The organism is Murimonas intestini (genome assembly GCF_024622195.1).
Classification (GTDB): Bacteria; Bacillota; Clostridia; order Lachnospirales; family Lachnospiraceae; genus Murimonas; species Murimonas intestini.
Map to the genome: position 1 here is coordinate 40,906 of NZ_JANKBI010000010.1, position 14,321 is coordinate 55,226.

Consider the following 14,321-nt stretch of genomic DNA (forward strand, 5'->3'; position numbering starts at 1 on the left):
GCTGTCAATATTCTTCTATATGATTGCCTCTAATCCCTGTTCCCCTGTCCGAACACGCATGGCATCTTCCACCGGCATCACAAAAATCTTGCCGTCCCCCGCGTGGTTCGTCTTATTGACTTCCACTACTGTTTCAATTAAATCCTGCACTTCTTCATCCCTTACAAACATGTCTACCAGCCTCTTAGCCACCAGACGGTGCCTGATCTCTCCATTTTCTTCATCCAGGACATACTGTACAGGTTCCCGGCCCCTGCCGGTCACCTCATGTACATTCAGGGAATGGAATCCGGCTTTATCAAGCGCCTCTTTTGTCTTAAAATACATCTTTGGCCTTAAGATTAACATTACCTCTTTCATGGTCTCTCCTCCTTCTACAGCCCCTCTTCCCCGCTGCTGATGGTCACTGCCCTTTCTACCTGGCTGACAAAGATTTTGCCGTCCCCATATGTTCCATTTTTATCTGTCTTGGCTGCACCCGCGATAAGCCGAACTACCTTGTCCTCCTCTTTGTCCTCTATGACAATCATGAGCATTTCTTTAGGTATCTCGTCATAATACGTGTCCCCTACCTTCAGGCCCTTTTGTTTTCCTCTGCCCAGGACACTCATCTTAGTCGTTGCTGCAAATCCCTGCGCCATTAATGCATCAAGAACATCTTCCGCCTTTTCCGGCCTTACAATCGCTTTAATCATTTTCATTTTAGATTCCTCCTCGCTGTTTTGCAGCCTGCACACGGCAGGCATTACCGTTCTTCTTCCAGAAATTTTTCTGCAAGCCCCCAGACCAGACTTTCCTCCTCTGCCAGGGCAAACATGGTTATTCCAAAGGGCAGTTCCTTGTCTTCCATGTTCTGCGGGACAGCCGCTGCACACAGCTCCAGCAGATTACAGTGGTTTGTGTAAAGCCCCATCATGCTGTTTGTCTCCACCGGCTTTTCTCTTACTTCTTTTCTGGTAAATGTGCCCCCTGCCGTGGGCAGCACCAGCACTGTATCCTCTAACATGATTTTCGCCTTTCTCTTGAGCTCCTGTATTTTGTGCAGAGCCTTAAAAGTACCAGCAGCCGTATATTCTTCCTTTGCCCCGCCCCGCAATATTTTCTCCGTCACGGGGAATATTTTTCCCGGGTTTTGTTCCACGAAACCGCCCAGATCACACCATCGTTCAGCAACCCAGGGGCCTTCATACAGAACTTTCGCCGCCTCTGCAAATATGGAATAATCAATAAATTCCACAGGGATGCCCAATTCCGTGATCCGTTTTTTTGCCTCTTCCCATTTTGGCTCATATATATCAGCGTACTCTCCAAAAAAGGCTATATTGTTATATGGAAGACATATTTTAGTTGGAACAGAAGCTTCTTGCTGTTTATACTTCCTGGACCAGCAGCAGAGAGAGTCATATCCTCTGGCCTGTGTATCTATTTCTTTTGCATCCGCCAATGTATTTGCAAATACGCTTATACAGTCAAGGCTTGCACAGGCCGGTACGACTCCCCGTACAGACCAGGCACCCGGAGATGGTTTATATCCCACCAGCCCGTTCAATGCTGCCGGTACCCGGCCAGACCCGGCAGTATCGGTTCCAAGTGCAAAAGCTGCCGTTCCCAGTGCTACCGCCACCGCAGAACCGGAACTGGAACCGCCGCTTATCAGTTCCGGGTTCATGGCATTTTTTACTTCCCCATACGGGCTTCTGGTTCCCACCAGCCCTGTGGCAAACTGATCCATGTTTGTCTTTCCCACGGGTATGGCCCCTGCTCTGATCAGCCGTTCTGCCACCGCTGCATTCTCCCTTGGTATATATGCATAGTCCGGACAGGCAGCCGAAGTCGGTACCTGTTCCAGGTCAATATTATCTTTGATGGCAAAGGGGATACCCCACAGAGGAAGTGAAGATGGGTCCTGCGGCAGATTTTCTATATAATTCTGCATCAGGCCGGCTGACGGTTCCTGTATCCAGATATGGTACTCCCTGTATCTGTCCGCCCTCCTTATGATCTCCTCCGCCACTTCGGCCGGTGTCACTTCTTTCGACCTGTAACTGTTTCGCAGCCAGGCAATTGTAAATTTCTCCGGAAAATATCCCATATCGTCTCCCGTCCTTTCGATTTCAATGTGTCACTGTACTGTCACTTGGCTGTGCCGTCCGTATACATGCTGCCAGCTGCCCTGCATTTACCTGCTCACCCGGCACCAGACAGACTTTTTCTATAAGTCCCCCGTGCACTGCCTCCACAGGAAACTCCATCTTCATGCTCTCCAATACAGCAAGTGTCTCTCCTTCCTGTACTTCCTGCCCCTCTTTCACCAGAACTTTCCAGACACTTCCCGGAATATTTGTCCTGGCCGCCTCGCAGCCTTCAGGTATCTCCTCATCTGTAATGGCAGGGGCATCCTGTGTCTCTGAATCAAATTCGTCCAGCCCATTTTCTTTCCACATCCGGCGCTCCGCCTCAAATGCCGCTTCCTGATGCTCTTTAAATTCCGATATGGCGGCCGCATGATTTTTCAGAAATTTCTTATATTCTCCCAGATTAAAAGTTGTCTCTTTGATGTCGATCTGAAACCTGCCTCTGAGGAAATCTTCTCTGTCCTTCAGTATTTCTTCTGGGCTGACCGGATAAAATTTTATCTGGTCAAAGAAGTTCAGAAGCCATGGTTTTCCCTTTTTAAAGTACTCTGTCTCCCGCAGGGGATTCCACATCTGGACTGTTCTTCCCACAAACTGGTAGCCTCCGGGGCCTTCCATGCCGTATACACACAGGTAAGCGCCCCCAATCCCCACCGCATTTTCCGGTGTCCACGGACGGGCCGGATTATACTTCGTTGTAACCATACGGTGCCTGGGATCTACCGGGGTTGCTACAGGCGCCCCCAGATAAACATCCCCCAGCCCCAGAACCAGATAGCTGGCATCAAATACAATGCTTTTTACGTCCTCCAGACTGTCCAGCCCATTGATTCTCCTTATGAATTCCGGATTGCTGGGACACCACGGCGCATTGGGACGCACTGTCTGCTGATACCGCTCTGCTGCCAGGCGTGTCTGGGGATCATCCCAGGAAAGCGGCAGGCTGATGATCCTGGAAGGTACTGTAATATTGGATAAATCCGGCAGGCCGTCATTGACCTTAATAACAGTGGCCGCCATCTTCAAAGCGTCTGTCCTGTCTGTATCAAAATGTATCTGAAGAGAACGTATACCGGGAGTAAGATCGATGATTGGAAGCTTCATCTTCTCCAGTTCCTGCATCAGGATATGCACCCTGAACCGAAGTTCAATGTTCAGTTCCATCTCCCCATACTCTGCAAGTATGTTCTCCTCACCTGCAAGGCGCACCACAATTTTAGTCCCGTCAGATTCCCCGCGCCCCAGAATGGCATATTCAGGTTCCAGCTTTTCATTCTTTGGCACCGGCAGACTCCTGTATTCCTGGTTCAGATTCCCTTCCAGCAGCTTTCTCGCCGCTGCTGCCTGTTCCAGGCTCATCAGTCTGAAATGTACCTTATCGCCAGGATGGAGCTGGCCCAGTTTCCACAATTCACCCTTTGCTGCAGTGACAGAGCACACAAAACCTCCCAGACTCGGGCCGTCCGGCCCTAATAATACAGACTGGTCTCCCGTCAGATCAAGGGTACCCACAGCGTATGCATTATCATGAATATTCGAAGGATGAAGACCTGCTTCTCCTCCGTCTTCCCGAACCCACTGGGGTATCGGTCCATTCAGGCGTATCCCTGTGCGTGCACTGTTAAAATTTACTTCATACTCCGAATTTGTCAGTGTATGAAGATATTCTTCCGACAGATACTCACCCGTGGGCTGGGGTCCCGGGATCACTCCGATCACCCAGTCATTTGTCAGTTTTGGCCTGCATTTCTCCGGGAAAGATTCTATAGAATCAATCAGGCAGTTCTCATTCAGTCTGAGGACATCGCCTGACCGCAGTACCCGGCCATTATGACCGCCGAATTTCCCATCGATAAATGTAGAACTGCTGCCCATGATTTTTGGCATATCCAGCCCGCCTGCTGTCAGCAGGTAGGTCCGCATCCCCCTTTTGCACTCGCCAAATTTCAGGATCTGCATAGGCGCTGCATGTATCACCTGATACATGGCAATTGGTTCTCCATCCAGTGTGGCTCCCATATCTGCCCCTGTCACACAGAAGCTGACGCTTGTGCGGAACCGGAAGCTGCCTCCCCGCAGGGTCATTTCCAGCCCCGGGGCATCCTCTGCATTTCCCAGTATACTGTTGCCGATACGGAAGCTGTAGTTATCCATAGGGCCGCAGGGCGGAACTCCCACAGCCCAGAAACCGGTCATTCCCGGATAATCCTGCACGGTAGTCTGTACGCCCGGCTCCAGAACCTCAAGCGCGGCTTCCTGGGGGAAGAAACGTCCAAGCATGCCTGTGGACAGCCGCCCCCTGTCATAGTCTTCTGACTGAACCAGTGCAAGCAGATACTGAAGGTTTGTTGTCACTCCATAGATCCTTGTATGACGCAGGACATGCTGCATTTTCTTAACTGCGTCCCTCCTGTCCTTTCCATGTACAATTAATTTAGCAAGCATGGGGTCGTAAAGAGGTGTGATCTCAATCCCTCTGCGTATCCAGGTCTCTACACGTGCAGACATGTCAAATAATGCATCATCAATCTTACCTGTGCCCGGTCTGAAGCTGTTCAGGCAGTCTTCCGCATATACTCTGACCTCTATCGCATGGCCCGACGGTTTCCTGATCCTGGACTTTAACTGCCTCAATTCCCCGGCGGCTTCTTCCACCATCCATTCCACCAGATCGATGCCCAATACCTCTTCTGTAATTCCATGCTCTACCTGAAGACGTGTATTGACTTCCAGAAAATAAAATTCCTCTGCTTTCTCATCATACAGAAATTCCACTGTCCCGGCGCTTCGGTAGCCGGCAGCTGCAGCCAGCCGTTCAGCTGCTTCGTACATCTTCGTCCGCACTTTTCCAGGCAGATTGGGAGCCGGGCACTCTTCTGCCACTTTTTGATTTCTTCGCTGTACGGAACAGTCGCGTTCCGCCAGGGCTGCTGCTTCCCCATATTCATTTCCAAATATCTGCACCTCTACATGACGTGACTGATCTACATACTTTTCCAGAAAGACACCTGCATTATTGAAATTGGCCGCAGCCAGATGGCAAACAGCATCAAATGCCTTCTCAAGTTCTTTTTGGCTGCCGCAGATCCGCATGCCAATTCCGCCGCCTCCGGCAGTACTTTTTAAGATAACAGGATAACCTATCCCTTCTGCTTCCTTTACCGCCTCTTCCACTCCCCTCAGCAGCCCTGTCCCCTGCAGCAGAGGCACCTGCGCCTTTTGAGCCAGTTCCCTGGCAGAGTGTTTCAAGCCGAACAGTTCTATCTGTTCCGGTGCCGGACCGATGAATGTAATACCGCATTCTGCACATTTTCTTGCAAAATCTGTATTTTCACTTAAGAATCCATACCCGGGATGAACAGCCTCTGCCCCTGTATCCAGGGCTGCCTTTACTATTTTCTCCGCGTCCAGATATGTCTCCCTGGCATTTCCATCTCCCAGCAGCACTGCTTCATCTGCATTCTCAACATGCAGGCTGTCCCTGTCCGCCTCTGAATAGACAGCTACACTTTCAATTCCCATCTTTTTTAAAGTTCTCTCTATCCTGACCGCGATTGCGCCGCGGTTAGCAATCAATATTTTTTTAAACATCTGTGCACTCACTCCTCCCTGCTATTCGTCCCAGATCAGCAGCCTGACCGGCGACGGGTTATATGCATTGCATGGGTTATTTAGCTGCGGACAGTTGCTGATCAGAACCATCGTATGCTCTAAAGCTTTCATTTCCACATATTTTCCAGGCGCTGACACTCCATCATCGAATTTCAGGCCGCCTTCCTTTGTGACCGGCACATTCATAAAAAAATTAATGTTCGGTGCCAGATCTCTTTTCCATATGCCACAGTTATTTTCCGCCAGCGCAAGCATAAAGCTGTCGCGGCAGTTATGCATATCTATTTTTTCCCTTGCATAGCGCACCGTATTGCTCTGTGAGGAGCAGGCGCCGCCCAGTGTATCGTGGCGCCCGGTAAGATCCGCTGTGATCTCAAGAAGAGGCTTTCCTGATTCTGCCCTCAGGATACTTCCTGTCGTCAGATATATATTCTGCTGGGCTGTGATTGTCGCCACTGCGCCGTAGTGGTCCTCCGGATCAGTCATATCATAAAATGTAGTGTCAACCGCCTGATTCCCTTCCAGATCCAGTATCCGGAAAGACTGCCCCGGCAGCAGCTCATGCATCCATCCCTTCCCCGCCTCCAGAACTTCATCGTAAACAGCATCCTCTATCTTTAGATCACTTTCTCTTTTTATAAATCCATACATCCTGTCGTCCTCCTTATTCCATGCAGGTTATTGTTCTCGTGTTACGCTGTATCCGCCTGAATATTTACAGCAGATTTATATAATCCCAGGTGTTTTCAAAAGCCCTGTAATTTTCAGGCCTGTAATTCACACATTCGTCTGTCAGGTCCACCTTGGGAGCTTTGTATACCTCCATTGTCACAGGCACAGCCGGATATAGCGCAGCAGGATTCAGAGGGTTTGGTGTATTGGATACAATGAGCAGTATATCCATCTCAGTCCGCAGCGTCACAGTAGCCCCCGCCTGACAGTGGCCGCTTTCATAGTGCATGCTGCCGTCCTCCTCTACATAGACCTTTGAAAACAGGTTCACACAAGGCACCAGGTCACGGGGACTCATGTCATTTCTGACAAGTTCTATCCTGAAATTTTCTTCCCCGCAGCGCAGCCAGTCATTCCTCATCTCCTGATATGTTGTCCTGCCATACTTCTCATCCGTCATCGCCCTTGTGGTATACCCGGCTATGGCGTCATGCCACCCCAGGCTGTCCTCCACAATACTGGCAAGCACCCTGCCATTATCGCTCATGAGCACGTTGCCTCTTGTCAGATGAGCCGTGTACTGTGCCTTCAGGCTGTCCGGCATATTGTACCGCTCTGATGTATCACGCATGTTGTACAATAAAACAGATACATTGGCATCCTCCCCCAGAGCCTTAAAATGGATATACTTGCCTCTTCCAATATTTCCTGACCACTTTTCTCCTGGTTTTAACTGTTTGCTCCAGATCTTTTCCATAATCATTTCCACCTTTCCGGATAAGAAAGAGGGTGCATATCTAAGATTGATATGCACCCTCGCACGCCTGTTCAGCTTTCTTTTAATGTTACCCATTTTATCACTGCGGATTCCTGCCCACAATTCCACAAACGGAGAATTTTATCAGAAAAAAGTAGAACTTTCGGTCAGAAAGTTCTACTAAAGTTCTAGTATTACACCTTATCCAGCAGCGCCCGCAGCTGCGTTCTTGTATTGACATCCGTCTTCAGATACACATTATATATGTGTTTTTTGACTGTGGATTCGCTGATCGAGAGTTCCTCACCTATCAGAGCATTGGAGCATCCCTTCACCAGGCAGTCTACCACCTCTTTTTCCCTCTGTGAAAATCCGTAAATACACGCCGCCCGCTCCAATGTTTCGATAGTTCTCTGTCCGCTCCTCTCGCAGGCCGGCTCTTCCAGGCCGGCTACACGATTTGCCAGGTGGTCTTTTATGACTTCCAGTATATAAAGATCCTTATCCGAAAAGTCACCCAATTCACCGCTCCTGAACAGATTAATGATCCCCAGGAGCCTGCCTTCCCGGCGCAGAACAATGCCAAGTCCATACGGAATATTGTTAGGCCATAAAAATTCCCGGTAGAATTCCGTCTTTTTTCTTATTGACTCTTCCATGATATCTGTATCCCGGTAAGTTATAGTACCATCAGACAGTTCAAATACCAGTCTAAGATAATCTTTTTCATAATACATTTCTGTATACGTATTAAAGGTCCGCTCATCCATCTCCAGAAAAGAGGAATAAGTGAGGTCGATTTCACCCTCCGGATCATAGATCAAAAAATAACCCTGTGAGTAGGGAATCAGCATCCTGAACACCTTCAGCATCTTTTCCGTCAGCTGATTCAGTTCCCGGATCTCGTAAAGTTCCAGCAAAACACGGTTGATCGTACTCCATTCCGTTTCTTTTAATACAGCCATAATGATTATCCTTCTTTCTCCCACACAGCTTTTGTTCCGGTCATGCAGCCTCTCATCCCCCGGATGAATACATTATTTTCTGCAACAGGAAAAGGGAGTACAGCCAAAGCTGCACTCCCTTGCGCATTCTCATCTCTTTTAATCCACATTTTAAGACCATATATCACTCAAATTAACATGGTGATTTTACTGCATTTTAAATTGAGAAATATATTATCATACCATTTCTGTAAATGCAATAATAATCTTTTTGTTAGCTTTACATATTGCTCTGCCCTTCGCTCTGACCATCTATCAGATCTTTAAATATCCTGGAGCCTGTGCTGTATGAATCCCGTACTTCTTTCAGCATGCTCTCATAAAACGATACTGCCGCATCCCGGCGTTCTGAAGCGATCTGAGTTCCGCGTGCAGTATAAAACTTTGTATAAAGGCCCTCCAGCTTATACTTGTATTCCTGGAAGAATGACGGCTCTTTGTCCTCTGACCCGTCTGATACTACTCCATCGGGCGAGACTGTATAGAGCGGTTCTGATAACTGTCCTCCGTAAAAGATAGTCCTGGCTATCCCCACAGCTCCCGTAACATCTATCTTGTCGGCATCATATAAGATCTTTGCCTCTATACTCTCCGGCCGGGAATCCGATCTGTAGCGGTGTGCCCTGATGCATGAACTGACCTTCCTGGCAAATTCTTCTGAAAAGCCATTTGCAGCCAGAAAATTAAAAGCCTTCTTTGCTCCTTCTTCAGCGTGGCACAGGCCCGGATCCTCAAACTGCTCCTGCCGCCCTATATCATGCAGCAGACACGCACAGACCAGGACATCATAGTCCACCATTTCTTCCCCTGAGGCAATATCCAGTGCGTTATATAAGACACGGTAGATATGATCTTTATCGTGGGCGCTGTCTTTCATCCAGGAAAGCATATAATTTTCTATCAGCTCATAGGTTGTCCTATCCATCATTTTACGTTTCCCTTCAGACTTCTATTTATCATCCAGCTTCAGGACACTCATAAATGCCTTCTGCGGAATCTCAACATTTCCTATCTGGCGCATACGCTTCTTGCCTTCCTTCTGTTTCTCCAGAAGTTTTCTCTTACGGCTGATATCACCGCCGTAACATTTGGCGAGTACGTCCTTGCGCATAGCTTTTACCGTCTCCCTGGCTATGATCTTGCTTCCGATAGCTGCCTGGATAGGGATCTCAAAGAGCTGGCGCGGAATCTCTTCCTTTAGCTTTTCGCACATTCTCCGCCCTCTGTCATAAGCAGTATCTGCGTGTACGATAAAGGAAAGGGCATCCACTTCTTCATGGTTGACAAGGATATCCAGCTTCACAAGTTCTGACTGCTGATACCCCTTCATCTCATAATCAAAGGATGCATATCCTCTGGAACGTGATTTCAGCGCATCAAAAAAGTCATATATGATTTCGTTCAGCGGAAGCTCGTATTTAAGCAGCGCCCTTGTCTCCTCCATATACTCCATCCCCAGGTAATTGCCCCGCCTCTGCTGGCACAGCTCCATGATGGAGCCGATAAATTCTGTTGTCACCATGATCTCAGCGCCTACGATAGGCTCTTCCATATATTCTATTTCTGACGGGTCGGGCAGGTTGGATGGGTTGGTCAGCTCGATGACTTCCCCATTTGTCTTATGGATCTTGTAGATAACACCCGGTGCAGTAGTAACAAGATCCAGATTATATTCTCTTTCCAGACGCTCCTGGATGATATCCAGATGCAGCAGTCCCAGGAAACCGCACCTGAAACCAAATCCCAGCGCGATGGATGTCTCCGGCTCAAAATGCAGGGATGCGTCATTAAGCTGCAGCTTTTCCAGTGCATCCCGAAGGTCAGGATACTTTGCCCCGTCAGCAGGATACATACCGCAGTATACCATTGGATTTACCTTCTTATATCCCGGCAGCGGCTGTTCACACGGATTTTCAGCGTCTGTTATTGTATCACCAACGCGTGTGTCTTTTACATTTTTGAGGGATGCTGTAATGTAGCCTACCATACCAGCTGAGAGTTCGTCACAGGGTATGAACTGGCCTGCCCCGAAGTATCCCACTTCCACCACCTCTGCCCTTGCACCGGTGGCCATCATGAGCATCTGAGTTCCACGCTTCACACTTCCCTCTTTTATCCTGCAAAAAATAATTACTCCCTTGTAGGAATCATAGAGAGAATCAAAAATCAATGCTTTTAAAGGTGCATTCGCATCACCTTCCGGAGCCGGTATCTTTGTAATGATCTGCTCCAGAACTTCTTCTACATTCTGGCCTGTCTTAGCTGAGATCAGAGGGGCATCCTGAGCCTCGATTCCGATAATATCTTCAATCTCATTTATTACTCTCTCCGGCTCGGCACTTGGCAGGTCTATCTTATTAATGACCGGCATGACATCCAGGTTATGGTCGATTGCCAGATACACATTTGCAAGTGTCTGGGCCTCTATACCCTGTGCCGCATCAACAACAAGGATCGCCCCCTCACAGGCTGCAAGGCTGCGCGATACCTCATAATTAAAATCCACATGTCCCGGGGTATCAATCAGATTAAATATATATTCTTCCCCGTCTTTAGCCTTGTACACGGTGCGCACTGCCTGCGCTTTAATAGTGATGCCCCTCTCACGCTCCAGTTCCATATTATCCAGAACCTGGGCCTGCATCTCACGGCTGGTCAGAAGTCCGGTCATCTCGATGATGCGGTCTGCCAGTGTAGATTTACCGTGGTCTATATGTGCAATAATGCAAAAATTCCTTATTTTGCTCTGATCGTTCTGTGTCACTTACGTTCCTCCTTGTGGTAATTCCACAGTCTATTTCAGAAAACAGTTTATCACATCTTTTACTCTCCGCGCAATACCTGATTCAGAATATCTGCAAGTGGTTCCATGGCATTCATCTCTTCTTCTACCGTATTTAACTGTGTACCTGACTCTATCAGCAGTGAACGCGGACGCATATGGAGGTTAAAGCGCAGACTCTTCAGGTAGATATTCCTGGTGAATCCCGGATAGTACTGCGCAGCCTTGAGCTGAAGCTGAAAGGAAAAAGCAAGGTTATCCTGGACATACGGGTTAGGGAGATAGTCAATATCCCCTGTCTCAGCAGAATAGCTGAGTCCGTTAAAAAACATGATCCTGGCCGTAGGCTTCCCGTCTATATCAGTCACAAACCTGTAACCGTCCACTCCGTCCCTGTGCAGGTCGATCACCACCTCTATTGACGGATAAGTATCGAGTATACTCTGTATATCCGGCGCTGCCAGATTATACGCCTTGTTCCTGTCCAATACCCCGTCGATCATATCATACACGGCAGTATGATGGATGACATTAAATCCATATTTATCCCGCAGAAGTTCTGCCAGGTGCTCCCCCACCCCAACGATGGTCGTACCCGTATCTCCAGGTACTGAATCGGTAAATCCTTCCTGGGAATGTGTGTGGTAGATCAGTATCTGGGGCTTTGAATTGTCTTCGCTTATGCTGAGGTCTTTGCCCATTAATGAGTCCAGGTTTAATCTGCTGCTGTCGATAGTTGTAGTCATGTCTACTGTGAAAAAATTATTCAGAAGATAATCAAAGTTCTGCAGCTGGTCCATTGGCACCTCTGCTATTGGCTGCCGGGCCATGCCTCCCGGCTGATTCATCATATTGGACTGTGACGCGTCTGCCAGCTGTGTATCGCTGCCGGTCTTTTCAGTTTCCGCGTCCGGTCTTTCCATTCCTGGACTCTCAGTATCCGGTGACTGGGCTTCCGTCACCTGGCTTTCTGTTCCGGCTCCCGGATTTTCCGTTACTGAATCCTCTGTCCCGGCTCCTGTACCTTCTGTTCCTGAATCCTCTGTCCCGGCTCCTGTACCTTCTGTTCCTGAACCCTCTGTCCCGACTCCTGTACCTTCTGTTCCCGAACTCTCCGTTCCGGCTCCTGTACCTTCTGTTCCTGAACTCTCTGTTCCAGCTCCCGGATTTTCTGTTCCTGAACTTTCATTGCCGGCTCCCGCCCCCTCTGTTCCATGGTTCTCGTTTCCGGCTCCCTGACCTTCCATGCCAGAATTCCCGTTTCCTGCTCCCTGGCCTCCCGTGCCTCCTGCACCATCGCCCGCCGGATGGCCGGGCAGCTGGTCATGGCCGTCCTGAAGTCTGCTGTCCTCCCCCTCGGCTTCAACCATCATCTGATATTCGGGGCTGCTCTCGATGGCCTTGGTATCCTCCAGATAGTTTCTGACATAATCATATACAGGAAATTGCTCACCTATGATGCGCTGGACCCAGTCTTTATTTTTATCTTCCCCAGGTTCTTCATATGTCAGCCCAGCCATATACGTATCCACCGACATTTTCTCAATCAGGCTATGTATATCAAGGAATCCGCTGTCTTCCATGATTCCGATCCCCCGGATCAATATATAAGTCCCGACGGCGAAGATGCCTGTCCATATTACCATACGGACCAATTTCTGCATATGCTTCATATTTTCACCCCAATCACAAAGGCGCCCTTTGGTGCCTTTAAGCTGACAACGAGCCAGATAAACGTGCATGCACATTTATCTGGCGAATACCTGTCCACATAGCTATATGTGTTCATTATATGAAGAAACATCTCCAATTATGACAGCTTAAGCGCGGCATTGATTCCTTCTGAGATGGTAAAGCTGATCCTCTTGATGGTATCATCAATATCTTTTGGTGTGACAAACATGGTATTAAGATGCGGTGAGATCAGTTCATGGATAAGCTCATGCTTCTCTGCCTTATCCAGTGTTCCCAGGGCGCCCCCCAGGTTCTTGATGCCTTCCGCCTCATCCATTGAGGCAATCAATGTCTCCATAGCATCATTTACGATGGTGGCGGCATCCACTACCGTCGGCACACCGATGGCAATGACAGGCACACCCAGCACCTGCTCGCTTATTCCGTTTCTGTGGTTACCCACGCCTGATCCCGGATTGATGCCCGTATCAGTGATCTGGATAGTCCTGTTCAGCCTTCTCGTACTCCTGGCTGCCAAGGCATCAATGACGATAACAAGGTCCGGCTTTGTCTCATCCACAACACCCTGTATGATTTCCAGAGTTTCCATACCGGTCTGGGCCATGACACCCGGAATGAGGCCGCTTATCATGTTCATCTTTTCTTCATTCATGGAAAACTTGCCGTATTCCTTAATTACATGCCTTGTTATGCGCACATTTCCAACAACACAGGGGCCGAGTGCATCAGGTGTCACATCCCTGTTTCCCAGGCCAACGATAAGCACAGACTGTTCCTTCTCACCCATGAGTTTTTTCAGATGTTTGGACAGCTCCATTGATATTTCTCTGTGATATCCCTCATCAGGCATTGACAGATGAGGAGCCTCCAGCGTAATATAGGTTCCCACAGGTTTTCCCATGGCCTTGGCGCCATTCTCCGTCTCGATCACAACAGTAGTTGTACAGATCTCCTTCTCATCATCCTTGTCTTCCCAGATTTTCACACCCCGGATCTCCACATCATCTTCTTCGTAACTCTCTTTTGCCTCCAGCGCCAGATCGGTTCTGATATTAAATTTGCCCAGCATGACATCCTCCTTAAAAAACTCTTTGTTTTTCTCATATTTTTTACATTTTTTTGAGAATTATGTATTGACATACCAGCTTTGTTGGACTAGAATATATGAGTATGTGTAACTGCTTAATATCATTATGCTTATCGACCGCGGTACTGCTGATATTAAAGTTACTAAAATGTTTACATTAGAACGTCCGTGTCCGGCTTTAATGAAACAATAAAAAATAACAACTAATAAAGAAGAATAATTTTGGAGGTGTAGGTCTTGGCTAACATCAAATCTGCGAAGAAGAGAATCTTAGTAAACAGAACAAAAGCTGAACGTAACAAATCAATCAAATCAAGTGTTAAAACAGCAATCAAAAAGGTGGACGTTGCTATTGCCGCTAAGGATAAGGAAGCTGCAACTGCTGCACTGATCAATGCTACTTCTGTGATTGACAAAGCTACGAAGAAGGGTGTTTATCATAAGAATACTTCAGCAAGAAAAGTATCCCGACTGACAAAAGCTGTCAACAGCATTGCTTAATTATAAATAAAATAAGAGATCCTTTTTAGTATCTCTAATAATAAAAAATAACCGGGGCCGTCACCCGGTTATTTTT

The 14,321-nt window shown here is 48.1% G+C and carries 12 protein-coding genes; 1 reads left to right on the top strand and 11 read right to left on the bottom strand.

Going from position 1 to position 14,321, the window contains the following annotated elements; genetic code table 11:
* Positions 1–15 precede the first annotated feature (15 nt).
* From NSB28_RS14535 to gpr, 11 genes are all read right to left on the bottom strand, one after another.
* Positions 16–360: a P-II family nitrogen regulator gene (locus NSB28_RS14535; RefSeq protein ID WP_109747268.1), complete on the bottom strand. Its 345-nt coding sequence runs from the start codon at positions 358–360 to the stop codon at positions 16–18.
* Positions 361–374: 14 nt separating this feature from the next.
* Entirely contained in the window at positions 375–701 is a 327-nt protein-coding gene (locus NSB28_RS14540) for a P-II family nitrogen regulator (protein ID WP_109747317.1), read from the bottom strand.
* 44 nt (positions 702–745) lie between these two features.
* Entirely contained in the window at positions 746–2,092 is a 1,347-nt protein-coding gene (locus tag NSB28_RS14545) for an allophanate hydrolase (RefSeq protein WP_109747267.1), read from the bottom strand.
* A gap of 22 nt (positions 2,093–2,114) precedes the next feature.
* Positions 2,115–5,726 carry an urea carboxylase gene (gene uca, locus NSB28_RS14550; protein WP_109747266.1) on the bottom strand — a complete coding sequence of 1,204 codons (3,612 nt, stop codon included), beginning with the start codon at positions 5,724–5,726 and terminating at the stop codon, positions 2,115–2,117.
* A gap of 21 nt (positions 5,727–5,747) precedes the next feature.
* The gene (locus NSB28_RS14555) at positions 5,748–6,398 is read right to left on the bottom strand and encodes an urea amidolyase associated protein UAAP2 (protein WP_109747265.1); all 651 of its coding nucleotides are present in this window, start codon (positions 6,396–6,398) and stop codon (positions 5,748–5,750) included.
* A 64-nt stretch (positions 6,399–6,462) separates the two neighbouring features.
* Entirely contained in the window at positions 6,463–7,176 is a 714-nt protein-coding gene (locus NSB28_RS14560; RefSeq protein WP_109747264.1) for an urea amidolyase associated protein UAAP1, read from the bottom strand.
* 194 nt (positions 7,177–7,370) lie between these two features.
* A complete protein-coding gene (locus NSB28_RS14565; RefSeq protein WP_243134696.1) occupies positions 7,371–8,141 on the bottom strand; it encodes a LuxR C-terminal-related transcriptional regulator in 771 nt (256 codons plus the stop codon).
* A 259-nt stretch (positions 8,142–8,400) separates the two neighbouring features.
* The gene (locus NSB28_RS14570; protein WP_243134694.1) at positions 8,401–9,108 is read right to left on the bottom strand and encodes an HD domain-containing protein; all 708 of its coding nucleotides are present in this window, start codon (positions 9,106–9,108) and stop codon (positions 8,401–8,403) included.
* A gap of 21 nt (positions 9,109–9,129) precedes the next feature.
* Positions 9,130–10,944 carry a translation elongation factor 4 gene (gene lepA / locus NSB28_RS14575; RefSeq protein ID WP_109747263.1) on the bottom strand — a complete coding sequence of 605 codons (1,815 nt, stop codon included), beginning with the start codon at positions 10,942–10,944 and terminating at the stop codon, positions 9,130–9,132.
* Positions 10,945–11,003: 59 nt separating this feature from the next.
* On the bottom strand, positions 11,004–12,635 hold the full coding sequence (locus NSB28_RS14580) for a stage II sporulation protein P (RefSeq protein ID WP_257497853.1): 1,632 nt from the start codon (positions 12,633–12,635) through the stop codon (positions 11,004–11,006).
* A 137-nt stretch (positions 12,636–12,772) separates the two neighbouring features.
* The gene (gene gpr / locus NSB28_RS14585; RefSeq protein WP_109747262.1) at positions 12,773–13,726 is read right to left on the bottom strand and encodes a GPR endopeptidase; all 954 of its coding nucleotides are present in this window, start codon (positions 13,724–13,726) and stop codon (positions 12,773–12,775) included.
* Positions 13,727–13,981: 255 nt separating this feature from the next.
* Here gpr and rpsT point away from each other — a divergent pair, with 255 nt between their 5' ends.
* Positions 13,982–14,245 carry a 30S ribosomal protein S20 gene (rpsT, locus tag NSB28_RS14590; protein WP_109747261.1) on the top strand — a complete coding sequence of 88 codons (264 nt, stop codon included), beginning with the start codon at positions 13,982–13,984 and terminating at the stop codon, positions 14,243–14,245.
* Positions 14,246–14,321: the final 76 nt, after the last annotated feature.

Bases quoted from the DNA above. Each gene is read 5' to 3' on its own strand.
- NSB28_RS14565 (WP_243134696.1), bottom strand. From the start codon at position 8,141: ATGGCTGTATTAAAAGAAACGGAATGGAGTACGATCAACCGTGTTTTG.
- NSB28_RS14580 (WP_257497853.1), bottom strand. From the start codon at position 12,635: ATGAAGCATATGCAGAAATTGGTCCGTATGGTAATATGGACAGGCATC.
- gpr (WP_109747262.1), bottom strand. From the start codon at position 13,726: ATGCTGGGCAAATTTAATATCAGAACCGATCTGGCGCTGGAGGCAAAA.
- NSB28_RS14545 (WP_109747267.1), bottom strand. From the start codon at position 2,092: ATGGGATATTTTCCGGAGAAATTTACAATTGCCTGGCTGCGAAACAGT.
- NSB28_RS14570 (WP_243134694.1), bottom strand. From the start codon at position 9,108: ATGATGGATAGGACAACCTATGAGCTGATAGAAAATTATATGCTTTCC.
- NSB28_RS14535 (WP_109747268.1), bottom strand. From the start codon at position 360: ATGAAAGAGGTAATGTTAATCTTAAGGCCAAAGATGTATTTTAAGACA.
- NSB28_RS14555 (WP_109747265.1), bottom strand. From the start codon at position 6,398: ATGTATGGATTTATAAAAAGAGAAAGTGATCTAAAGATAGAGGATGCT.
- NSB28_RS14560 (WP_109747264.1), bottom strand. From the start codon at position 7,176: ATGGAAAAGATCTGGAGCAAACAGTTAAAACCAGGAGAAAAGTGGTCA.
- NSB28_RS14540 (WP_109747317.1), bottom strand. From the start codon at position 701: ATGAAAATGATTAAAGCGATTGTAAGGCCGGAAAAGGCGGAAGATGTT.
- uca (WP_109747266.1), bottom strand. From the start codon at position 5,726: ATGTTTAAAAAAATATTGATTGCTAACCGCGGCGCAATCGCGGTCAGG.